Annotated in this window: 18 protein-coding genes; 6 read left to right on the forward strand and 12 right to left on the reverse strand. The window is 62.2% G+C overall.

The annotated features are described in order from the left end of the window. Positions 1 to 47: 47 nt before the first annotated feature. The 12 genes from CDPAHKCJ_RS01155 to fliD form a co-directional block, all read right to left on the reverse strand. Positions 48 to 911, reverse strand: a complete 864-nt coding sequence (locus tag CDPAHKCJ_RS01155; protein ID WP_166018100.1) for a CheR family methyltransferase — start codon at positions 909 to 911, stop codon at positions 48 to 50. A 71-nt stretch (positions 912 to 982) separates the two neighbouring features. Then, a complete protein-coding gene (locus tag CDPAHKCJ_RS01160; RefSeq protein WP_166018102.1) occupies positions 983 to 2,779 on the reverse strand; it encodes a PAS domain-containing methyl-accepting chemotaxis protein in 1,797 nt (598 codons plus the stop codon). Between the two features lie 281 nt (positions 2,780 to 3,060). Then, a complete protein-coding gene (locus CDPAHKCJ_RS01165) occupies positions 3,061 to 3,600 on the reverse strand; it encodes a chemotaxis protein CheW (RefSeq protein ID WP_166018105.1) in 540 nt (179 codons plus the stop codon). 60 nt (positions 3,601 to 3,660) lie between these two features. Next, positions 3,661 to 6,021: a chemotaxis protein CheA gene (gene cheA, locus CDPAHKCJ_RS01170; protein WP_166018112.1), complete on the reverse strand. Its 2,361-nt coding sequence runs from the start codon at positions 6,019 to 6,021 to the stop codon at positions 3,661 to 3,663. 82 nt (positions 6,022 to 6,103) lie between these two features. Further along, positions 6,104 to 7,078: a flagellar motor protein MotB gene (gene motB / locus CDPAHKCJ_RS01175; protein ID WP_166018114.1), complete on the reverse strand. Its 975-nt coding sequence runs from the start codon at positions 7,076 to 7,078 to the stop codon at positions 6,104 to 6,106. Between the two features lie 146 nt (positions 7,079 to 7,224). Next, positions 7,225 to 8,094 carry a flagellar motor stator protein MotA gene (gene motA, locus CDPAHKCJ_RS01180; protein WP_131432100.1) on the reverse strand — a complete coding sequence of 290 codons (870 nt, stop codon included), beginning with the start codon at positions 8,092 to 8,094 and terminating at the stop codon, positions 7,225 to 7,227. 314 nt (positions 8,095 to 8,408) lie between these two features. Next, positions 8,409 to 8,975, reverse strand: a complete 567-nt coding sequence (flhC, locus tag CDPAHKCJ_RS01185) for a flagellar transcriptional regulator FlhC (RefSeq protein ID WP_054556600.1) — start codon at positions 8,973 to 8,975, stop codon at positions 8,409 to 8,411. Then, a complete protein-coding gene (gene flhD, locus CDPAHKCJ_RS01190) occupies positions 8,972 to 9,304 on the reverse strand; it encodes a flagellar transcriptional regulator FlhD (RefSeq protein ID WP_166018115.1) in 333 nt (110 codons plus the stop codon). The genes flhC and flhD overlap by 4 nt, the downstream gene beginning before the upstream one ends. Positions 9,305 to 10,249: 945 nt before the next feature. Then, positions 10,250 to 12,169, reverse strand: a complete 1,920-nt coding sequence (locus CDPAHKCJ_RS01195) for a hypothetical protein (protein ID WP_166018117.1) — start codon at positions 12,167 to 12,169, stop codon at positions 10,250 to 10,252. Positions 12,170 to 12,351: 182 nt separating this feature from the next. Continuing rightward, complete coding sequence (locus tag CDPAHKCJ_RS01200; protein ID WP_166018119.1) at positions 12,352 to 12,702, reverse strand: flagellar protein FliT; 351 nt, start codon at positions 12,700 to 12,702, stop codon at positions 12,352 to 12,354. 2 nt (positions 12,703 to 12,704) lie between these two features. Next, complete coding sequence (fliS, locus tag CDPAHKCJ_RS01205; protein ID WP_166018121.1) at positions 12,705 to 13,106, reverse strand: flagellar export chaperone FliS; 402 nt, start codon at positions 13,104 to 13,106, stop codon at positions 12,705 to 12,707. Positions 13,107 to 13,328: 222 nt separating this feature from the next. Continuing rightward, entirely contained in the window at positions 13,329 to 14,786 is a 1,458-nt protein-coding gene (fliD, locus tag CDPAHKCJ_RS01210) for a flagellar filament capping protein FliD (protein ID WP_166018123.1), read from the reverse strand. Positions 14,787 to 15,256: 470 nt separating this feature from the next. Between fliD and rbsD the strand changes: the two genes are divergently transcribed. The 6 genes from rbsD (at position 15,257) to CDPAHKCJ_RS01240 (ending at position 21,925) form a co-directional block, all read left to right on the forward strand. Beyond that, positions 15,257 to 15,676, forward strand: coding sequence for a D-ribose pyranase (gene rbsD, locus CDPAHKCJ_RS01215; RefSeq protein WP_166018125.1), 420 nt, complete (start codon positions 15,257 to 15,259; stop codon positions 15,674 to 15,676). Next, positions 15,676 to 17,307, forward strand: a complete 1,632-nt coding sequence (locus CDPAHKCJ_RS01220) for a sugar ABC transporter ATP-binding protein (RefSeq protein WP_166018127.1) — start codon at positions 15,676 to 15,678, stop codon at positions 17,305 to 17,307. Before rbsD ends, CDPAHKCJ_RS01220 begins: the two co-directional genes overlap by 1 nt. Then, positions 17,307 to 18,284 (forward strand): ribose ABC transporter permease, encoded by a 978-nt coding sequence (gene rbsC / locus CDPAHKCJ_RS01225; protein WP_166018129.1) that lies wholly within the window; start codon positions 17,307 to 17,309, stop codon positions 18,282 to 18,284. The genes CDPAHKCJ_RS01220 and rbsC overlap by 1 nt, the downstream gene beginning before the upstream one ends. 122 nt (positions 18,285 to 18,406) lie before the next feature. Continuing rightward, positions 18,407 to 19,309 carry a ribose ABC transporter substrate-binding protein RbsB gene (gene rbsB, locus CDPAHKCJ_RS01230; protein WP_166018131.1) on the forward strand — a complete coding sequence of 301 codons (903 nt, stop codon included), beginning with the start codon at positions 18,407 to 18,409 and terminating at the stop codon, positions 19,307 to 19,309. Positions 19,310 to 19,476: 167 nt separating this feature from the next. Beyond that, positions 19,477 to 20,481 (forward strand): LacI family DNA-binding transcriptional regulator, encoded by a 1,005-nt coding sequence (locus CDPAHKCJ_RS01235; protein WP_166018133.1) that lies wholly within the window; start codon positions 19,477 to 19,479, stop codon positions 20,479 to 20,481. Between the two features lie 301 nt (positions 20,482 to 20,782). Continuing rightward, complete coding sequence (locus tag CDPAHKCJ_RS01240; protein ID WP_166018134.1) at positions 20,783 to 21,925, forward strand: MFS transporter; 1,143 nt, start codon at positions 20,783 to 20,785, stop codon at positions 21,923 to 21,925. Positions 21,926 to 22,204 lie beyond the last annotated feature (279 nt).

A 22,204-nucleotide genomic window follows, 5' to 3' on the forward strand; every position in this document is an offset into this window, starting at 1 on the left:
GTAGGCATCCAGACACTCCTGGAGAGTGGGTAAAGGAAAGGGAATCATCACCGGTCATCACGACGCATCAGACCCTGTCCCTGGGGGCGAGACAGGGTATAGACCGTCTGGCCGCGCAGCGTGAAGGCATCATTGAGCCATGAGAAATTCTCGGAATGACCGGCAAACAGCAGTCCATCGGGCTTGAGCATCAGTGCGAAGCGGTCCAGCAGGCGTGACTGGGTCTGCTTGTCGAAATAGATCATCACGTTGCGACAGAAGATCACGTCAAAGCCGCTACCGAGGTCCCAGTGGCTATCCAGCAGATTCAGGTGGCGAAAGCGCACCAGCTGCTTGAGCTCCGGGCGCACCCTCACCAGTCCCTGGCGACTGCCGCTGCCACGCAGCATGAAGCGCTTGCAGCGCTGCTCACCCAGTTTGACGATACGCTCAAAGGGGTAGATGCCGAGTTCGGCTTCCCGCAGCGCATCCGTATCGATGTCGGTGGCGATCAACTCGACCTGATTGGCCGCGGCCCCAAGCACCTCGTGCAGCACCATCGCGATGGAATAGGGCTCTTCCCCGGTCGAGGCAGCCGCGCACCAGATACGCAGCGGCGCTCGCTGCCCCGACGCCTGGCGCTGCAGGCGCTCGCGCAGGAAGTTCTCGAGCATCACGAAGTGATGAGGCTCGCGAAAGAACGCGGTCAGATTGGTGGTCAGCGCATTGATGAAGGCAGGCCACTCGTCGTGATCACTGCGGCTCAGGCTGGCCTCCAGCATGGTCAGATAGTCATGGAAACGCGTCAGACCATGCACTCTTAGCCGGCGTGACAGACGGCTGTAGACCATCTCACGCTTGTGACGCGCCAGCACGATACCCGCGCGCTGATAGATGAGTCGCGCGATGCGCTCGAAGTCGTCATCGGTCATCACCAGGTCCCGCCCGAGGGAATGGGAGGCCGGTAACGGGGCGGCCCAGGCGGGTGGCGGCGTGAGCCCTGTCACCGTCGCGGACCCTGGGTGACACCAGGCACATGCGTTCGGATCGCAGCCTTCGCGGGCTCAGAAGAAGACTGCTCGGCTGCTGGATCCCCCGGCAGGCGCGCGGGAATCTGCTCCGGACCTTCGCCGCCAAAGCGGAAGACATTGACCGCGTGCGACAGTCCCGCGACCGAACGCTCGAGATCCTGCGCCAGATGGGCACTGCTCATCACACGCTGGGCGTTCTGCTGGGTGGCCTGCTCCATCTCGTTGATGGCGGTATTGATCTGCTCGATACCACCGCTCTGCTCACGCGAGGCCGAGGAAATCTCGGCGATCAGATCATTGACCCGCGAGATGCCGGTCACGATCGCCTCCATGGTGCCGCGTGCCGCCTCGACCTGATCCCCGCCGTCGCTGATTTCCCGCTGGGTGGTGTCGATCAGGGTCTTGATCTCGCGCGCCGCCTCGGCACTACGAGAGGCCAGATTGCGCACTTCACCGGCCACCACGGCAAAGCCGCGACCATGTTCACCGGCGCGTGCGGCCTCCACCGAGGCATTGAGGGCCAGCAGGTTGGTCTGGAAGGCGATGGAGTCGATCACCTTGATGATGTCGGCCATCTTTTCAGAGGTGGCGGTAATCCCCTGCATGCGCACCACTACCGCCTGCATCGCCTCACCACCTTCGTTGGAGGAGCGCGTGGCCTGATCCGCCAGTTGCGAGACCTGGATGGCATTGTCGGCATTCTGGCGCACGGTGCCGGTCATCTGCTCCATGCTGGCCGCCGTTTCCTCAAGCGATGCCGCCTGCTGCTCGACCCGCGCCGAGAATTCCTGATTGCCGTGCGCCATGTCGCCAGCGGCAGGCCTGACCACATTGATGCCCGCATTGACCTCGCTGACGATACCGACCAGCGACTTGCGCATGCTGTCCAGCGCTCGTACCAGGCGCGCCATCTCGTCATTGCCCGCCAGCGTCATCGACTGGGAAAGATTGCCCGCGGCGATCTGGCGCGCGAAATCCAGGGTGCTGCGCAGCGGACGAACCAGACTGCGGTAGGTACGCAGCGCCAACCACAGCGACACCACGCCCACACCAGCGAAGGCGGCCCACAGCCCCCACTGCAGGCGCGCGTGGCTTGCCTCAAGCACTTGCTGGCGTTGCTCAAGCGTCGCCAGTTGCGACGCGGGTAGCTCGGCGGCAAGCTGGGTCAGCACGGTACGCGCATGCGCCTGGCTATCGGCCAGCACCTGCAGCAGCTCACCCCCCACGAAGGCTCCGACCACCAGCGGCAATGCGGCCAGCAGCGCGATACGCGGCGCCATGCGCCACTGAGTGAGGCTCTTGAAGGTCCCGGCAAGGCCAGCACGCACGATACGGCCCTTGCTCAAGCGATAGTCCCGCTTGCCCTGCTTGAGGCCCGCGTAGACCTGCTCGGCCTGGACGATCTGCTCGCGACTGGCCTTGACGCGCACCGAGGCAAATCCCATCACCTCGCCCTGCTCGATCAGCGGCGTCACACAGGCGTCGACCCAGTAATAGTCACCGTTCTCGCGTCGATTCTTGACCAGTCCCTGCCAGCTTTCGCCTTGCTTGAGCGTCGACCACAGATTCTCGAAGGCGGCTTCTGGCATGTCGGGATGGCGCACCAGGTTGTGCGGCGCACCGATCAAGGCATCACGCGAAAAGCCACTGACCTCGATGAAGACAGAGTTTGCATAGGTGATGCGTCCCTTGAGATCGGTACGCGAGATCAGGTAGTCATGCTCACCAATGGGGTATTCCCTTGCCGTCACCGGCTGATTGTTTCGCATTGCCCTTGCTTAGCCTCGTACTCGTCACAGCGTGATCATCATTGACCCGGCGAGACCACTGACCGGCAGCATGACCGTCATTGCCCGGCACAGCCGCCCACGACCTTGTGGTGCACACCTTATCGGCCGCTGTCGGCAGTTCTTGAATGCAAGAACGCCGCTGACCAGCAGGCCAGCGGCGCTCGAGACGATAGGGGCGAAAAAGCTTGCGAGATCAGGCGAGCGCACGTCGCAGGCAACTTGTCGCGCATTGCACCTGACTCATGCCGTGAGACAGCCGGTCATGCCGGCTGTGCCGCGGGCTCCATCAGCGCCATTTCATCACTGGTCATCATGTGCTCGATATCCATGATCAGCAGCATGTGATCATTGACGGTCGCCAGCCCCGCCAGGAAGTCACTGTTCATGCGCGCACCGAATTCCGGTGGCGGCAGCACCTGATCGGCCGCGAGGCTGATGACATCGGAGACGCCATCGACGACGATGCCGACCACACGCTCACCGATATTGATCACGATGACCACCGTCTGCGCGGTGTATTCGGCCTGACCCAGCTGGAACTTCAGCCGCAGATCGACGATCGGCACGATGACGCCACGCAGGTTGGTCACGCCCTTGATGAAGGCCGGTGCATTGGCGATACGCGTGACGTTCTCGTAACCGCGAATCTCCTGCACCTTGAGGATATCCACGGCGTAGTGCTCCTCGCCGAGACTGAATACCAGGTATTCGCCGCCGTCATTGACCTTGGAGGCGTGGTCCTGCGCCAGGCCGACATTGGACGTCTGCGCCGTGGCAACTTGCGTGTGAGACATGCTCATCTCCTGTCTGTGATGGGGTGGAGCTTCGCGCCAAGGCGCAAGGGGCGAGGATGCGACCGATCAACGGCCATCGCCACAGCTGACAACGGCGCCCTCGGGCATGATGGCGCCCTGGGGCATGGCGGACTCAGCGACGACCTCTGGCTGCCTCTGCTTCACTGGCATCTGATTGGCGAGACGATGCAGGTCCGAGACATCCAGAATCAGCGACACCCGACCATCGCCCAGGATCGTCGCCGAAGAGACGCCCGGCACCTTGCGATAATTCCTTTCCAGATTCTTGACCACCACCTGCTGCTGACCGATCAGCTCATCCACCAGCAGGGCGTAGTGGCGCCCCTTGCCCTGCACTACCACCACGATGCCCTGCTCGGGCTGCGTCTTCGCACCAGGCACCGCGAACACCTCATGCAAGGCAACCAGGCTCAGGTATTCGTCTCGCACCTTCAGCAGGCGATCATTGCCGACCATGCTGAACAGCATGTCGGCCTGCGGCTGCAACGACTCCACCACCACCGACAGCGGCAGGATGTAGATTTCCTCGCCGACGCGAATGGCCATGCCCTCGAGGATCGCCAGCGTCAGCGGCAGCACGATACGCGTGGTGGTGCCCTGCCCGGTCACGGAGGCAAGCTCCACATGCCCCCCCAGCGCCTGGATGTTGCGCTTGACCACGTCCATGCCGACTCCACGCCCCGAGACGTCACTTACCTGCTCGGCCGTCGAGAAGCCGGGGGCGAAGATCAGCTGCCAGACCTCGTCGTCGCTCATGCCATCGCTGACCGCCAGGCCGTTGCTGCGCGCCTTGGCCAGAATACGCGCGCGATCGAGGCCGGCGCCGTCATCCATCACCTCGATGACGATATTGCCGCCCTGATGGCGGGCAGACAGCGTCAGGGTGCCGTGGGCGCTCTTGCCGCTGGCCACACGCTCGCTGGGCGATTCGATGCCATGATCGAGGCTGTTGCGTACCAGATGGGTCAGCGGATCGATGATGCGTTCGATCAGGCTCTTGTCCAGCTCGGTGTCATGCCCCTGGCTGACCAGCTCGACCTGCTTGCCCAGCCGCGAGGCAAGGTCGCGAATCAGGCGCGGAAACCGCGAGAACACGTAGTCCATCGGCATCATGCGCACCGACATCACCGCTTCCTGCAGATCGCGTGCATTGCGCTGCAGCTGACTGATGCCACTGACCAGCGCCGCCTGATCCGGCGGCGTGGTCGCCGATGCCGTCTGCTCCAGCATCGACTGGGTGATGATCAGCTCGCCGACCAGGTTGATGATGGTATCGACCTTGTCGACGCCGACGCGGATGGAACCCTGTTCGGCAGGCGCATCAGTGGCGCGCCGCCCCGGCTGGCTGCGCCGCTCGCCACTCGCCGGGGCAGCGGCAGATGGCCCTGCCGCGCCAGCGGGGGACGACTCTTCCATGCCAGTGGAGGGCGACTCTGCCGCGCCAGCGGAGGAAAGTCGTGGCGACGAGCCTGCATCGACAGCCGCTTCAGCCGGCGCTGACTGCATACCAGCAAGTTCGACCGCTGCGTCGTCAACCATGCCGTCGGCGACGTCCTCGACCTGCTTTTCAGTCAGCTCTTCAGTCAGCGCTTCAATCTGCCCATCCGCTACGCCACCCACTGTGTCACCAACTTCGCCATCAACCTCCGCTGATGGAGCAGACGTCGCTGGCTCGATCAGAATCTGCTCCGGCTCGATGACGAAGCACAGCACCGCCTCGATATCCTCAGCGCTGACCGTGGTACTCACGATGATGCGACATACCTGCTCGTCACCGCTGCTGGAGATGACCTCCCCGAGGTTGGCCAGCTCTTCGATCAGCAGTTCACGCTCGCGATCGGCGACGAACATCAGAGTGACCGAGAGCAGCGGCAGGTTGGCGTCGGCGCGGGGCTGTGGCTCGACCGCAGACGGCGCGGCCATATCGCTGTCGACTGGCGCAGACTGCCCGCCTGACGGCCCTGGAGCGTCCGGGCCATCAATGTCAGATGGCACTGATGCGCTCGAGGCATCAATCATCGACGACTCCTCGCCCAGCTGCTTGAGCACCGCGACGATATGCGCGTAGGCCTCGGGGTCGGGGGACTGGGCATTGCGATAGGCCGCCAACTGGTCGTCGAGCATGTCCTTTGTCTCCAGAAAGCGATCGATATGCTGAATGCTCAACCGCAACTCGCCACGGCGGGCACGATCCAGCAGGTTCTCGAGGTGGTGTGTGGTGTCCTGCAAGACCGTGAAGCCGAAGGTCGCGGCACCGCCCTTGATGGAATGGGCCGCGCGAAAGATGGCATTGAGCCGCTCGGCATCCGGCGCCTCGACATCCAGCGCCAGCAGCAGGCGCTCCATCTCGGCCAGCAGCTCCTGCGCCTCCTCGAAGAAGGTGTCATAAAACTCACTGATATCCATGCATGTTCTCGCTGGCTGTCATTGCGCTATCACACGGCAAGTGGCGCCGCTTCAGTTCTCACGCGAGGCGCCTTGAGCGCACTTAGCTGTCCAGCCCGGAGGCGACGGGGCTGTCGGTGACGGGACTGCCAGCGACGGGATTCGTCACACGCACCGGGCTTGCCAGCTGCTCGAGACGCTCGCGCAGGCTGTCAATATCCTCGGCGGGCTGGGGATTGACGCCGTTGCTGTCAGTGATATCGCGATAGGCCGACTGGCTGAGCACCATCAGGCTGATGCGACGATTGATGGCGGCCTCGGGGTTCTGGCTGTCGAGGCTGATGCGCGAGCCCATCCCGACCACACGCACGATGCGCTCATAGGGCAGCCCACTGTTGCCCAGCACGCGGCGCGCAGCATTGGCGCGATCGGTGGAGAGCTCCCAGTTGCCATAGCCGCCTTCGCCGACGAAGGGACGATTGTCGGTATGCCCGGTGATGCTCAGATGATTGGGCAGCCGCTTGAGAATCGGCGCCAGCAAGCCAAGCAGCTGCGAGAGCTGTGGCGAGGGTTGCTTGCTGCCCAGCGCGAACATCGGGTGCTGATCGCTATCGGTGATCTGGATACGCAAGCCTTCGGAGGTCAGCTCGATCTGCAGTTGCTCGCGCAGCTCGGCCAGGTCCGCATCATCGGCCATGCGCTGCGTCATGGTGGTATCGATCTCGTCGCGAATGGCGGCCATGCGGGAATCATCGGCCAGCGCCTGGCGCTGCAGGCGTTGCAGATCAGCGCCCTTCTCGCCCTGGGTCTGCTCGGCCATGAAGCCGCCGCCGGGAATGGCACTGCTGGAGGCCGAATTGCGATCGCCCCCCAGCAGCGAGACTTCCAGCGGCGCACCGAAGTAATCGGAGATTTCCCGCAGGTCCTCATCCGAGGCATTCGAGATCACCCACATCACCAGGAAGAAAGCCATCATCGCGGTCATGAAGTCGGCGTAGGCGATCTTCCAGCCACCGCCATGATGGCCTTTGACGATGCGCGGCCGCTTGATGACGATGGGTCTGCGCTCTTCACTCATCGAGACCTCCGGCCTTCACCTCACAGACACCCACGGGCTCGACCACCAACGCCAGCGACAACTGCGTCGCTGACATGCGGGTGACAGACACGCTTGCGACTGACGCACTTGCGACTGAAGCAGTTGCGAAAGACAGCTTCGCCATATCAGCCCGCACCCTTGTTCTTGATCTCGCGCACATGCTCTTCCAGCTCGTTGAAGCTGGGGCGCTCGGCGGTGAACAGCGCCTTGCGGCCGAATTCCACCGCGACCTGCGGGGCGTAACCATTGAGCGAGGCCATCAGGATGACGCGGATGCACTGCATCATCTTCACGGCTTCATGCACCTCGTGCTGGATCTTGTTGGCGACCGGCGTGACGAAGCCATAGGCCAGCAGGATGCCGAGGAAGGTGCCGACCATGGCATTGGCGATCAACACGCCAAGCTGAGCGGCGCCCTGGTCCGCCGAGGCCAGCGCATGCACCACCCCCATCACGGCGGCAACGATCCCGAAGGCCGGCAGACCATCGGCCACTGCCGAGAGGGAATGCACCGGAATCTCGGTCTCGTGCTTGAAGGTCTCGATCTCGTGCTCCATCAGTGATTCGAGCTCGAAGGGGTCCATGTTGCCGCTGACCATCAGGCGCAGGTAGTCGGTGATGAAGTTCATCAGAATGGGGTCGGAGAGCAGGCGAGGATACTCGGCGAACAAGGCGCTTTCCTGCGGGTTGTCGATGTCCTGCTCGATCGCCAGCATGCCTTGCTGACGGGCACGCGACAGCAGCAGATACAGCAGCCCGATGACTTCCATGTACAGAGACTTGTTGTAGCCACGCGTACGCTTCAACTTCGAGAATGCCTTGCCGGTAGCCTTGATGGCCTTGCCGTTGTTGCCGGCCAGAAAGGCGCCGACGGCAGAGCCACAGATGATGAGCAATTCCGCAGGCTGCAGCAGCACCGCCAGGTGCCCGCCCACCATCAGATACCCGCCCAGGGTGGACCCGATGACCACTAGATAGCCTATGAACAACAACACAATAACCCCCTTGGCATTCGGTCAACGTCGCATGAATCTGACTATCGGCGTCGCTGAGCATGTCTTTAGGGTCACGGCGGAATATTCGTTGAGGCAGTCGTTGTGGAAAGCACAATGGCCGAGTGAGCCATGGTCGAAACAGTCGTTGTTTAAAGAGCCATGGTCAAACAGTCAGCAATGAGACCGACGTCAGATCACTGCGGCAGAACGCAAGAAGGCTTGCCCGGAGATGGGCAAGCCTTCTGATCTTTGCACGCTCGTCTTGCTCGTTCGCCGGGCGCAATTCTGGCGCCTTCACTGATACGAGACAGCTATCAGCCGAGGCTAGCGACGGCTGCCGACTGCTCCAATGCCAGCTCTTCTCTGGCCTTGCGGCGGGCTGCCGTCTTGCCGGCTCGCGATGGCGGCTGGCAGATGCCACACACGTAATCGTGTGATGGAGTATGGGCGTGCACCACGAAATGGCCACTGCAGGTCTTGCAGCTGGCCACTTCCAGCAGGTCACTTTCGAAGAAACGTACCAGCGTCCAGGCGCGCGTGAGCGCCAGCACCGGCTCGTCTTCGCCGACATGTTCCAGATAGAAACGGTACGCCTTGACGAAGGCATTCATGCGCGACGCGCCCTGCGCCTTGAGACGACGATAGAAACCGTGGAACAGCGATGCATGCAGATTGGGCTGCCAGGTCATGAACCAGTCGGTGGAAAACGGCAGCATGCCCTTGGGCGGCGAGACACCCCGAACTTCCTTGTACAGCTTGACCAGACGCGCGCGGCTGATCTCCGTTTCCGTCTCGAGCACCTGCAAGCGCGCCCCCAGTTCGATCAACTCTACTGCCAACTGCAGCTGTTGCAGCTCATCGACGAGACTTTTCTGGGTCATCCGCTGACTCCTCCCTGGCGAAGTCCAGCATCGTTCTGGCGCGCATTCAGCAGCATGGCAGTGTGCATCGCGCTGAAATCCTGGTCGCGTCCACCCTGCAATACCCCCTTCAGCTGCGAGGCATCGTCCAACGCCAGCTCGCACAACAGTTGATTGCAGGACGACAACGACACCAGCTGACTGACGCTCATGCCAGACAATAGATCTGCCATCTCTTGATCGAGACCCAGGCGCACCAGCGCCATTTCCGTATCTTCGACCAACAAGCGCTGCACAAGCAGAAGATACGACAGATTGACACTCTGTATATCATTGAGCAGTGAGGACATCATGATTCCCTGAGTGGTCTGATCGTCCCGAGCTACCGCCAACCCTGGCGCTCGACCGTCATTCCTTATGGTTTTGATGTAATGAAACGAAATACTCAACGGCGCCGGACCAATGGCGCCGAGCGGGCTAGAGGCATCATGACCAAATGAGCCACCCACTTTAAGATGGCAAGTCTAATACTTAATCAAGTAATGGACCAGACTCTTCATCAACATTTTTTTACATACCGCTACGCTATATGCACAAAATCTGCATCAAGCAGCCGAAATGGCAGCAATCTGCGCCAGAAAAGCCCTCAATCTTGTCTTCAAGACGACTTGCATAATCACGATGCACCAGATTTGTCATACAAAGCAATAGCAAACGGATGGTGCGCACAGTGTGTTGCATTTTCGTGAAAGGCAGCCCTGCCCCTTTCCTGGCCACCAGAGCATACCTTGTACAATATCGAGCAATCGTCTCGAACGGGTCGACAACAGGCAGCAAATTAGCCATTCATAAAGGCGAGAGACAAGACGATGTCAGGACTTGTCCAGGCTGGGGTGTCTGCTATTTCAACGCAGCAAGAAGATCCGCCAGCAGCTCACATAAAATGGACTTTTCTCTGTGCTTCACCAGGATAAAGCACTGTACATAAGGCTCCTGGCACAAACAGCATGCAGGATCGGGGCGTATCTTGAGGGCAACTCTCGGCGGAGTTTCATTACCGTCTCCACGCAAGCAGTCCAATTAATTCGCAATTTATTTGAATATTATAAATAAATTATATTTATCAATGTCATGCCATATGGCGTGCCGCCTGAGGTGTCATTTCACACTCCCTCTGACGCCGCGCCCAGGCATGCCAAAAAATATTCGCCAGGGCTCAATGAGCAAGAATCGTACAAGGATGTAACATCATCCTGCAGGACAGGACACGTGAGGTTTCATTCGCAAGGCTTCCTCTATGAGCGATGTCTCTCTGCCCATAGCTCGGCGATCTTGACGACGACCAGCATCAAGGCTGTGGGCAATTCATTGCGTGCCGGCAAGCCGGTAGCCAGCATTTCGACCAGTTCGGGCATTTCATGCACGCTCAGCCCCAGCGAATTGGCCCGCTGCTGGATACGCTGCCCCAGTCTCTCCCCTTGGGTATGCATGAAATCCGTCGCTTGCCCTGCCGTAGCCCGGGAGGCATCGACAGGTGTGCCATCAGAATGTGCGAGCGCCTCATGGTCACGCACGGCATCGACGTGGCGTACGTGGATCCTGGGCGCTATCCCGGCCAGGCCCTGCGCCAGCGCATGCTGCATCTCGCGCAGGGCCGTATCACGCTGGCCTGCGTTGCTGGCAGGTTGCGTCAGTCGCTCTATCTCGACCACCAACGCCACAGGCGCATCGAGCTGATACCAGGTCAGATTCACTGCAAGCGTTTCCCGCACGGCAGCATCACGGCTCTCACGGCTCCTGCTTTTCTCAACATCTTCATCTCCACCATCCCCACTTTCCGCACTGACTGGCGCTTGCGTCTGCTCTTCGCCCTGCCCCGCACTGTCCTTGACGGCAAGATCCTCCGACTCGGAAGCCACCTGTGGCTTGCGATCGTTACCCTCCTCGCCATCGCCATCGCCATCGCCCGCCACCAATGTCAGCGACATCTTCCACTGCTGAGCTTCAGCGTGATCACTGTGGCGACTGTCAGGTGTGGCGTCCTGCTCAGCCACGGGTGTCACGGCCAATGACGCTGCACGCCGCTCATCCTCATCCCGCGTGCGATGCCGATAAGGCGGCCCCGGGAAATACAGGCTGAAGAAGACATGCAGGCCGGGCATCAACAGGCCCTGCCAATGGAAGGGCTGACCCAGTATCAACAACAGCTGTTGCTGCACCAGCCCGCTGACCTGGGAGCCCGAGTCATCCGCAGAGCGAGACGCTTCAGTGGCGGCAGGTTGTGCGACGCCCAATTGCATGTTGGCGCGATAGGCGCTCAACGCACTGGCTTCACGGGAACCAGCGCCCTGTCGGGCCGCGTCAATGCCACCCGGCGGCAATAAGCTATCACCGCTCGGGCGAGCGATGCCTGCGCGTGCCTCACGGCGCAGCTCTGCTCGCATGTCTCGCATGCGCCAGACAAAGGCGTCCTCGCGTGCCGCTTCCCAGGGGATGAAACGCGCCTCCGCCAGCACCGGCCATTGTCGCCAGGCCAACAGAGCCTCCAATCTGGCATTGGCGAGCTGCGGATGACCGGCGAGGTCGGCCAAGCCCAGGCGATTCTCGACCCAGGCCAGCAGATCGGCTTCATAGAAAAGCCCACTCTGGTGGATCTGCTGACTCAAGGCCGCCGACAGACTCAGAAGTGATGCGCTGGACAATGCCATGGGCGCCAGAAGACCGGGCAAGGGCTGGCCGCGCGCCAGCAGAGAGGCCAGCGACTGCCCCTCCGGCAGCGCCAAACCGACCCGCGCAGACGCGGAGCCGCTGGCCACCAGCTGCGACAGGGCATCGAGCAGACGTGACATCGTCTGTGTCTGCGTCGTCAGTTCGACGGAAGCACCGGACGGTGGGAGGAAAGAGGAAGGTGACGCGGGGGGGCCGGTTGGAGAAGTCGAGGCTTGCGAAGCTGTCTGCAACGCTGCGCCAGCATCCAATGACGGGGCCGCAGGCCTTGCGCCTGCTCCTATTCCAGTTCCCGTGCCTGTCTGGAATAGCGGGTTGGCGCCATTCTGACCGCCACTGCCCTTGGCGTCTTCCGCCCCCAGCCCCTGACGCGACTGGAGAGCGGAGGTCGGGAAGACGACACCGGAGTCCGCCGGCGGCGGGCGTTGTGCCGCCCTCCCCAACACCTGATGGAGCAGACTATCGATCAAGGGATTGATGCCGCTCATGTCGTGCAATCCTCATTGCCAAGGAGGCCGCCAGGCAGTCATGCGCGACGTCTTGAAGACTCGACTCACGGCGCGTGCGATCAAGACTCTTGCTGCCTTGTCCGTATCAGCAGTGATCGTAGCCGCCGTGATCGTGACTTCCCTGATTGGCCCTGGCTATTCTGGCCTCAGCTGTTCTGACCCTAGCTGCCCTGAGTACAACTATTCTGGCCATAGCTGCGTGCCAGCTTGCGGCGCGTACTCACGTCCCCGAGCACTTCCTGCAACTGGCTCTGGCGCGCCTTGAGCTGGACGGTCAGCTCTGACTCCAGTGTGGTCAGCGTACGCAGGCGTTGTTCCAGCGCTTTGCGCGTCTCGGCGTTGCCACCTCGCGGCATGCGCAGCTGCTGCATCTTCTCGATATAGCTGGCCTGCCCGCCAAGTACCGCGGGCCAGTCACCCAGGCGTGCTGAGCGCAACATGGCATTCATCTGCTCCAGCAGCTCATCGCATTGCTGGAAGGTGTCATCGGCGAGCAGTGCATTGCTGTCCATGGTCAGCCCATTCCCTTGTCGTGTACGGCAATCTGACGCCAGGCGTCTCCCAGCTCGTTGAGCAGACGACGCGCCTCGTCGAGCTTTTCCGGGCTGTTGCCCAGGTTGGCCTGCATGATCAGGCGCGCGATGTAGTCATACATGCGATCAAGATTGGTCGCGACCTCGTTGCCCTGCTCATGATCCAGGCAGGCACGCAGACCTTCGGTGACGATGCTGGTCGCCTTGGCCAGCGACTGCCCCTTGGCGGCCACGTCGCCGGCTTCCATCTGCAGACGCGCCGCGGCCAACTCGCGGTCCGCTCCCTCGAACAACATCACGATCAACTGGTGTGGGCTGGCGGAAAGTACACCGGATTCCACGCCGACACGGGCATAGGCATTGGCGCCACGATAGCGACTCATGGTGATTGGGTTCCCTTGTTCATGGCGTTTGTCAGTATCTCTGTCACATATGGAGCCGTCGTCGGCATGCCGTTTCGACTGCGGGCATCGCCGGACGCATCGAATCTCGCAAGCGCATGGCGGATGGTCTGGGTCTGGGTCTGGGCCTGGGTCTGGGCCTGGGCCTGGGCCTGGGCCTGGGCCTAGGTCAGTGACCAATGTCTCAGGGCCTCAGCCCCCCGATCAGCCCGTCATGTCCCAGCTGTTTTCCAGCGTTTCCAGCTGACTGGTCAGGTAGTCACTGGTGGATGTCAGGTTGGCCACCAGGATGTCGAGTTCCGTGAACTGTTCCCGATAACGCTCGATGGTGGCCTCGATGGTGTCTTCGGTCTGCTCATACTGACTGGCGAGACTTTCAAGCGACCCCTCGATGCCTTCCGTGGTGCTTTCCAGCGTGCCGTCTTCCCCGACCACCTCTTCCAGCAGACTGGACATCTGGCTGGCGAAGCCGCTGGTGCCCGCCTCATCATCGGAGATGAAGAACCCCGACATCGCCGCCAGCTGCTCACTGTCGGCAGCCTCGATCACGGCGCTGTCGAATTCGAGCTTGCCATCGTTGGTACGGCTCACCCCCAGCGAGGAGAGCGCATAGAAATCGCCCTCACTGGTGAAATTCAGCGCCGAGGTCAGACGACTCTCGATGGTGCGCAGCGTCGAATCGCCCAGCAGTTCCCCCGCGGTGCCTTCATCGGCATTGAAGGCGGTGTAATTGTCGATGGTGTCCTGGAGATCGTTGTAGGCATTGACGAAGGTCTGCATCGCCTTGCTGACCGACTCGACGTTCTCCTTGACGGTGACCACGCTGGCTGTCGTGTTCGTCTCGCTCAGGGTCAGGGTCAGCCCGTCCACGGCATCATCGATGACATTGGAGGTGGCTTGCATGCTGATGCCATTGACGCTGAACTCGGCATTGCGCGCCGCGACGACTTGCTCCATCCCGCCGGCAGCCGGGTCACTGCTCGTCGTGGCGTAGCTCGCCGGATCATGGCTGAGCAGGCTATCGAGTTCTGCCACCTCGCCACTGGTCGAGAGGCTCATCACCGCCTCGTTGCCCGTCTCGTCCGAGGTCATCACCAGGCGATACGGCGTATCGGAGCCATCATTGACGATCGAGGCCGTGACCCCGAGGCCCGCCTCATTGATGGCATCGCGAATGCCTTCCAGGGTGTTGTTGCTCTCGTCGATGACGATGCTGGCACTGCGCTCGGCGTCCGCCGCATAGCTGCCATCACTGGCCAGCGTGCCCAATGACAGCGTCAGCGTGGTCGCGGTGCCATCACCGATGGCCTCATCACGACTCGCCTGCCCAGCCGTCGCCAGACTCTGCGCCTGCGCCAGTTGGGTGACAGCCACCGAATAACTGCCCGCACTCACTTCCGAGGTTGCCGTGGCACTGACACCCGAGCCACTGGCGGTGGTCGTCATGCCGGCATAGGTCTCGGCATCGGCCAGCGCAGCGGCGGCGGTATCCAGCGATTCCAGGCGACTTTGAATCGTGCCCCAGGCCGACAGCTCGGCCTCGTAACTTGCCTGCTGGTTCTCGATTGGCGTGAGCTTCTGACGCTCTGCCGTTTCCAGATCCGTCAGCAGACTGTTGAGGTCGAGCCCAGAGCCAATCCCCAGCGATGAAATCGTCGCCATATGCACCTCTCGATAGGGTGAAGGTATTCTCACATGCCCGCTGGACCGCCATCAGGCGAAAAAGCACGCATACCGGGCGTATTTGTCTGTCTGAGTGTTGGGGCTATCGGCACAGGATTCGTGAACTTGAGGGATTTCTTGTTCAGACGTTTTCTATGTGAGCACCTTCATCTTTCGAGCACCTTCATCTTTCGAGCACCTTCATCTTTCGAGCACCTTCATCTTTCGAGCACCTTCATCTTTCGATCACCTTCTTTTTCGATCGCCTCCTTTTCGATCACCTTTGATTTGCCCCTCCCCGAGCGCGCCCCACACTAGACCTCAGACTACAGAAAGGTAGTCACCCTACAGCGCCTACGACGTATCGCTTACCGCACCGCAAACGTTTGCGGTTCATAATTGGCGCCATTGTGAACCAGCGGATTCAGACACTGGATCGACTCATTCCTGCTTTACCCAAGGACTGCGACGTGAAACGACACGGCATTTTGAACGGACCTCTCAGTGGCCACCTCGCCCGTCTCGGCCATACCCACACCGTGGTGATCGCCGACGCCGGACTGCCGATTCCCGAGGGCGTGCCCTGTGTCGATCTCGCGGTGGTCCCCGGCCTGCCCGCCATGCTGCCGGTGCTGGACGCCCTGCTGGCCGAGCTGTGCATCGAGGCCACGACCCTGGCCGAGGAGCTGCCGGTCAAGAGCCCCTCCTTCCACGACGCCATCATCGAACGTCTGGACACACTCGATCGACTGTCACTCACGCCGATTGTCCGCAATCAACTCAGTCATGAAGCCTTCAAGGCGGCACTGCCTCAGGCGAGCGTCATCGTGCGCACGGGCGAGTGCACGCCATATGCCAACGTGATCCTGCACTGTGGAGTGCCCTTCTGATGCAGAGCCATGCACAACCGCGAGTGCTGATGGCACTCAAGGGCATCGACAAGGGCTTCTCCGGGGTCAGCGTGCTCAAGGGTGTCGACCTGACCCTGCGCGCGGGGCGCGTGCATGCGCTGGCCGGCGAGAATGGCGCGGGCAAGTCGACGCTGATGAAGATTCTCTCCGGCGTCTATCGCTATGACGCCGGCACACTGTGGCTGCGTGACGAGGAAGTGGTCTTCACCACCCCGCGCCAGGCGATGGACAGTCGCATCGCCATCATCCACCAGGAACTCAATCTGGTGCCGGGCCTGTCCGCCGGCGAGAACATCTTCCTCGGCCGCGAACCGCGTACGGCAATCGGCACCGTCGACTGGAAGCGCTTGCATCGTGATGCCCGCCAGCTGCTGGATCGCCTGCGCCAATCGCTGGACTCCCGCACCGCCGTCAGCGAGCTGAGTATCGGTCAGCAGCAGATGGTCGAGATCGCCCGCGCCCTGTCGCTGGACGCCGAGATCATCATCATGGATGAGCCCACCGATGCACTGACCGACATCGAGACCGAGATTCTCGCCGAGGTCGTGGCCGAGCTGCGCGCGGAAGGTCGCTCGCTGGTGTTGATCACCCATCGCCTGAACGAGATCTTCAGCATGTGCGATGAAGTCGCCGTGCTGCGCGATGGCCAGATGATCCACCAGGGACCGACGGCAGAGCTGGATGAAGATGGCTTGATCCGCCTGATGGTCGGTCGCGAGCTGGCAGAACGCTACCCTTACACGCCCGCCAGCCCTGATGGCGAAGTGATGCTCGAGGTGAAGGATCTCGAGGCGCCGGGCGTCAAGGGCATCAGCTTCTCGGCACGCCGCGGAGAAGTGCTCGGCTTTGGCGGCCTGATGGGCGCCGGGCGCACCGAACTGGCCCGCGCCCTGTGCGGCGATACCCGCATCAGCGCCGGCAGCGTGCAGCTGCATGGTCAGCCGGTGCGGTTTTCCTCGCCGGCCGAGGCATTGGCCGCGGGCCTGGTGTATGTGCCGGAAGATCGCAAGCAGGCGGGCCTGATTCTGGCCCACTCGGTGGCCAGCAACATGTCGTTGAGCGCCCTGCCGAGCTTCTGTGGCGCGTTCGGGCGCATTCGCCATGGCGAGGAAGCCGCCGCCGTCGAAAGCTTCGTCAAGAGCATGCAGATCAAGGTCAGCAATACCGACCAACCGGTCGATACCCTGTCCGGCGGCAACCAGCAGAAGGTGTCGCTGGCCAAGGCACTGATGCCGTCGCCGGAGCTGGTGATTCTCGACGAACCGACCCGTGGCGTGGATGTCGGCGCCAAGCGCGAGATCTACCTGCTGATCAACGAGCTCAAGCGCCAGGGCAAGTGCGTGCTGCTGATCTCCTCCGAGATGCCCGAACTGCTGGGTCTGGCCGATCGCATTCTGGTGGTCGCCGATGGACGCATCTCCGGCGAGTTCAGCCGTGAGAACGCGACCCAGGAAGCGATCATGACCGCGGCCTCGGGCCTCGAGAGCCCCCTCAGCAGTGACAGCACTTCAAGAGCCGGCACTTCATCGACCAACGCTGCATCGCGCGATACCGCCCGCCCGTCTTCCACACCCGATTCCTCCGCTTCCCGCCACGAGATGCCGAACTGATGTCTACTCCTTCTTCCTCTGCCGCCAGCGGCCGCCGCCTCGACGCCATGCGCCTGCTGGTCGACAACAAGGCGCTGATCGCGCTGGCTCTGTTGATCGCCGTGAGTGCCGGCCTGTCCGACAACTTCCTGTCGTCCGACAACCTGCTCAACGTGCTCCGCCAGACCAGCATCAATGCCATCATCGCCATGGGCGTGACCTTCGTCATTCTCACCGCGGGCATCGATCTGTCCGTCGGCGCGGTACTGGCGCTGACCGGCGCCTTCGCGGCCTCGATGACCGCCGCCGGTCTCTCCCCCTGGCTGAGCGTACCGGGCACCATCATCGCCGGTGCCGGCCTGGGCGCCATTTCCGGTCTGTTCGTCGCCTTCGGTCGTATCCAGGCCTTCATCGTCACGCTGGTGGCGATGACGGTGCTGCGCGGCGCCACGCTCGTCTACACCGATGGCCGTCCGGTCTCCATCGGCGTCAGCGAAGCCGCCGACAGCTTCTGGAATCTGGGTGGCGGCTACTGGCTGGGCGTGCCGATCCCGATCTACATGATGTTCTTCGTCTACGTGCTGTGCTGGGGCGTGCTGCACCACACCCGCTTCGGGCGTCACGTCTATGCGGTCGGCGGTGGTGAGAAGGTCGCGCGTCTGTCCGGCATCAACGTCAATCGCATCAAGATCAGCGTATATGCCATCGCGGGTGCCTTCGCGGCACTGGCCGGTGCCATCCTCGCCGCGCGTCTGGGCTCTGCACAGCCGAATGCCGGCACCGGTTACGAGCTGGACGCCATCGCGGCAGTCGTCATCGGCGGCACCAGCCTGATGGGTGGCCGTGGGCGCATCTTCGGCACCTTGATCGGGGCACTGGTGATCGGCGTGCTCAACAATGCGCTGAACATCATGGGCGTTTCCAGCTACTACCAGATGATCGCCAAGGGCGCCGTCATACTGCTCGCGGTACTGATCGACAGCCGCGCGCAGAAATAGAAGAGCAAGTAAGTAAGACACGACACGGTTTCATTCCCGGCAGCATCGAAGACCCTCGCCCCCGTGCGCCAACCACGGGGGCCCTCCAGCGGGTCGCCGACAACAACGAAAGGACCATCGCCATGAAGAAGAACGGAAAACTGCTCACCTCCACGCTGACCACCGCCATCACTGCCGCAGGCCTGAGCTTGATGCCGGTGCAATCCGCCATGGCCGACAAGATCGCGCTGGTGGTCTCGACGCTGAACAACCCGTTCTTCGTCAGCCTCCAGCAGGGTGCCAAGGACAAGGCCGAGGAACTGGGCCACGAGCTGATCGTGCTGGATTCCGGCGATGACGCCGCACGTGAGCTGTCCAACGTGGAGGACGCCCTGTCCCGCGGTGTCGATCTGCTGCTGATCAACCCGACCGATTCCGATGCCGTGGTCTCCAGCGTGCGCACTGCCAATGGCCGAGATGTGCCGGTGGTGACACTGGATCGCAGCGCCAATGGCGGTCGTGTCGCGGCGCACGTCGCCTCCGACAACGTCGCCGGTGGCGAACTGGCGGGCAATTTCATTGCCGAAAAACTCGCAGGCAAGGGCGAGATCGTGCAGCTGGAAGGCGTCGCCGGCGCCTCGGCCACGCGTGATCGCGGTGAGGGCTTCATGAAGGCCATCGACGGTCAGTCAGGCCTCAGCCTGGTGGCCACCCAGCCGGCCAACTTCAACCGTACCCAGGGCCTGAACGTGATGGAGAACCTGCTGCAGGCGCATCCGGGCGTGAATGCCGTCTTTGCCCAGAACGATGAAATGGCGCTCGGGGCGCAGCGTGCCCTGCAGGCCGCCGGCAAGGACATCCTGCTGGTCGGCTTCGATGGCACCGATGAAGGCATCAAGGCCGTGCAGGCCGGCAAGATGGATGCCACCGTCGCCCAGCAACCGGCATTGATCGGTAGCCTCGGCGTCGACACCGCCGACAAGCTGCTCAAGGGCGAAGACGTCGAGAAGACCATCTCGGTGCCGCTCAAGCTGATCACCGAATAAGCGATCCCACGGCTCACGCCGCCTGCATCGTGAAACAGGACGCCGGCCACTGGCCGGCGTTTTTCCGTCTTTTGCGTCTTTCCATCAAGGGCGTATCTTGTTCGCCTCGCAGGGCCAGTGACGCCCGCTCGACTGTCACCATCAGGCTCACCACCAGGGATAGAAAAGTGATTCGACTCAAGGATGTGGCGGCACACGCCGGAGTTTCGGTGACCACGGTGTCGCATGTCGTGAATGCCACCCGCCCGGTGGCCAGTGCGACCGAAGCCCGGGTACGCGAATCGATCGCCGCGCTCGGCTATCGACCGGACAGCGTCGCCCGCGCCCTGAAATCCAACCGCAGTCGCACCCTGGGGATGATCGTCACCAGCGCGCACAACCCCTTCTTCGCCGAAGTGATCCGCGGCGTCGAGGACCGTTGCTACCAGGCGGGCTACAGCCTGATTCTGTGCAACAGCGACGATATCGATGCCAAGCAGCTCAGCTATCTCGAGACGCTGCGGGACCGCCGCATCGATGGCCTGGTGGTGATGACTGCCGAGAACGGTGCCGGCTTTCTCGAGGCGCTCAGCGCCCTGCCACTGCCCACGGTGATGATGGACGCCGAACCCCAGCCAGGCTGGGACATGACGGTGGTCAATGATGATTCACGCCTGGGGGGCAGGCTTGCCATTGAGCATCTGCTGGGCCACGGGATCGAGCGCATCGCCCTGCTGACCGGGCCTCGTGATCATGCCCGTTCCCGAGAACGCCTGAGCGGAGCACTCGGGGCACTCAAGGCTGCCGGCCTGGGCGTACCGGAGGACTGGCAGATCGCGACCCAATTGATGCTGGCCGACGGTCATCGCGCGGCCCACCTGCTGCTGGCCAATCCGGCCGACAGGCCCGATGCCATCTTCGCCTTCAATGACCTGCTGGCGCTGGGCTGTCTGCGCGCCGCCCAGGACCTGGGCATTGAAGTACCGCAGCAACTCTCGATCATCGGCTACGACGATATCGAGATCAGTGCCTACCTCTCACCCGCGCTGACCACCATCCGCCAGCCGATCTATGCGCTGGGCACCACGGCAGTCGATCAGCTGATCGCGCGCCTGGAGGGCACTCCTTTCCCGGGCCAGACCCAACTGGCCCCGAGACTGGTGGAACGCGACAGTGTCGCGCGGTCAGAATAGAGAACAGCATCCATACTGGATGAGTATCAAACATATCAAACAACAACATTTCTCTTATAGGTGAACACTGCCTACTCTCCCCCTCATGAATCACCGCTGCCACGACTGGCAGCACGAACATGAGGACACGCTGGTGACAGGCACATCCCCTTCAAACACTTCCCCAACCGACCCTTCCCATTCCAACCCTCCCCGCTCAGGCGCGGCCCGGTCAGACGGCCTCCAGCCGAACACTGACACGCCGACATCGGCACCAGACGCAGACAGTACGCCCGCCATTGGCCGCGGCTTGCTGTTGCTGATGGCGATCGCGGTCGCCGCGACCGCCGCCAATCTGTACTACAACCAGCCGCTGCTGGCGGAGATGGCCAGCTCACTGGGTGTGAGCCAGGGCATGATCGGCCTGATTCCCTCCGCGACCCAATTCGGCTACGCCGCCGCCATCCTGCTGATCTCGCCGCTGGGCGACACCATGGACAGGCGCCAGCTGATCCGCAATCTGTCCATCACCCTGGCACTGGCCTCACTGGGCATCTTCCTGGCCCCCAGCTTCTGGCCGCTGTTGCTGGCAAGCTTCGTGGCCGGGCTGGGCGCCAACATCACCCAGCAGCTGATTCCGCTGACCGCCTCGCTGTCCACCCCCGAGGCGCGCGGCAAGAACATCGCCACCCTGATGACGGGCCTGACCATCGGCATACTGCTGTCACGCACCCTGAGCGGCAGCATCGGTGAATACTGGGGCTGGCGCAGCGTCTTCCTGGTCGCCGCCATCATCACCGTCATCATCGGTGTGCTGCTGCATCGCCACCTGCCCAGCCGTGCGCCAGCCGTGCAGATGGCCTACCCCAGACTGATCGCCTCGATGGGCACGCTGTTCAAGCAACATGCCCTGCTGCGAGAATCCGCGCTGACCGGCGCGCTGTGGTTCGCGGCCTTCAATGCCATGTGGGCGACGCTGGCCATTCACGTCACCGATGCGCCGTTTGACTACAGCGTCCAGCAGGCGGGACTGTTCGGCATCATCGGGCTGGCAGGCATCTTCGGTGCCAAGGCGGCGGGCCGGCTGGTCAATCGTGTCGGCGCGGGGCGCCTGATCAGCTTCGCCCTGGTGATGGTGGCGGCGTCCTTCGCGGTGCTCGGCCTCTGGGGTGACAGCCTGGCCGGACTGATCGTCGGCATCATCCTGCTGGACCTGGGCGTCTTCGCGGCCCAGATTCCCAACCAGGTGCGCGTGTTCTCGATCGACCCCAAGGCTCAGAGCCGCATGAACGCCGTCTACATGCTGTGCTACTACCTCGGCGCGGCAGCCGGTTCCGCCATCGGCGTCAAGATGATGAACGTGTATGGCTGGCAGGGCATGTCACTATTCGGGCTGGTACTGGCAGCGGTGGCGCTGGTGCATCATGGTGTGAAGCAACGTCGCTCAGTCTCTTCAACACAGTAAGATGAAGACAGTGAGATCAAGGCAGTGAGACGAGAGCGCAAGCGAAGCGCTGGGTGGGCAAGTGAGGCGCGAAAGAGAGAAGGCGCGAAAGTGATAAAAGCGAAGCGATGAACGGCTGAGAGCCCGGGATGGCGTCTGGTCAGCACGTCGAGTCATGGGCAATCACACCCCATGCCACGGCAGCTGGCCAGGCGCCTGAAATGGTGGCGCAATTCAGGTAAACTCTGCGCGCCATTTCGGTGCGTCGCCGACGTGGTACGCGATTCACGACCCGTTATC

Source organism: Cobetia sp. MB87, from assembly GCF_011319755.1.
Lineage (GTDB): Bacteria > Pseudomonadota > Gammaproteobacteria > Pseudomonadales > Halomonadaceae > Cobetia.

Excerpts from the sequence above, each read along its gene's own strand:
- cheA (WP_166018112.1), bottom strand. The coding sequence starts at position 6,021 with ATGGATATCAGTGAGTTTTATGACACCTTCTTCGAGGAGGCGCAGGAG.
- CDPAHKCJ_RS01165 (WP_166018105.1), bottom strand. The coding sequence starts at position 3,600 with ATGAGCATGTCTCACACGCAAGTTGCCACGGCGCAGACGTCCAATGTC.
- CDPAHKCJ_RS01220 (WP_166018127.1), top strand. The coding sequence starts at position 15,676 with ATGCAGAGCCATGCACAACCGCGAGTGCTGATGGCACTCAAGGGCATC.
- flhD (WP_166018115.1), bottom strand. The coding sequence starts at position 9,304 with ATGTCCTCACTGCTCAATGATATACAGAGTGTCAATCTGTCGTATCTT.
- flhC (WP_054556600.1), bottom strand. The coding sequence starts at position 8,975 with ATGACCCAGAAAAGTCTCGTCGATGAGCTGCAACAGCTGCAGTTGGCA.
- CDPAHKCJ_RS01240 (WP_166018134.1), top strand. The coding sequence starts at position 20,783 with ATGGCGATCGCGGTCGCCGCGACCGCCGCCAATCTGTACTACAACCAG.
- rbsB (WP_166018131.1), top strand. The coding sequence starts at position 18,407 with ATGAAGAAGAACGGAAAACTGCTCACCTCCACGCTGACCACCGCCATC.
- fliD (WP_166018123.1), bottom strand. The coding sequence starts at position 14,786 with ATGGCGACGATTTCATCGCTGGGGATTGGCTCTGGGCTCGACCTCAAC.
- motB (WP_166018114.1), bottom strand. The coding sequence starts at position 7,078 with ATGAGTGAAGAGCGCAGACCCATCGTCATCAAGCGGCCGCGCATCGTC.
- CDPAHKCJ_RS01155 (WP_166018100.1), bottom strand. The coding sequence starts at position 911 with ATGACCGATGACGACTTCGAGCGCATCGCGCGACTCATCTATCAGCGC.
- fliS (WP_166018121.1), bottom strand. The coding sequence starts at position 13,106 with ATGAGTCGCTATCGTGGCGCCAATGCCTATGCCCGTGTCGGCGTGGAA.
- CDPAHKCJ_RS01195 (WP_166018117.1), bottom strand. The coding sequence starts at position 12,169 with ATGAGCGGCATCAATCCCTTGATCGATAGTCTGCTCCATCAGGTGTTG.
- CDPAHKCJ_RS01200 (WP_166018119.1), bottom strand. The coding sequence starts at position 12,702 with ATGGACAGCAATGCACTGCTCGCCGATGACACCTTCCAGCAATGCGAT.
- rbsC (WP_166018129.1), top strand. The coding sequence starts at position 17,307 with ATGTCTACTCCTTCTTCCTCTGCCGCCAGCGGCCGCCGCCTCGACGCC.
- CDPAHKCJ_RS01160 (WP_166018102.1), bottom strand. The coding sequence starts at position 2,779 with ATGCGAAACAATCAGCCGGTGACGGCAAGGGAATACCCCATTGGTGAG.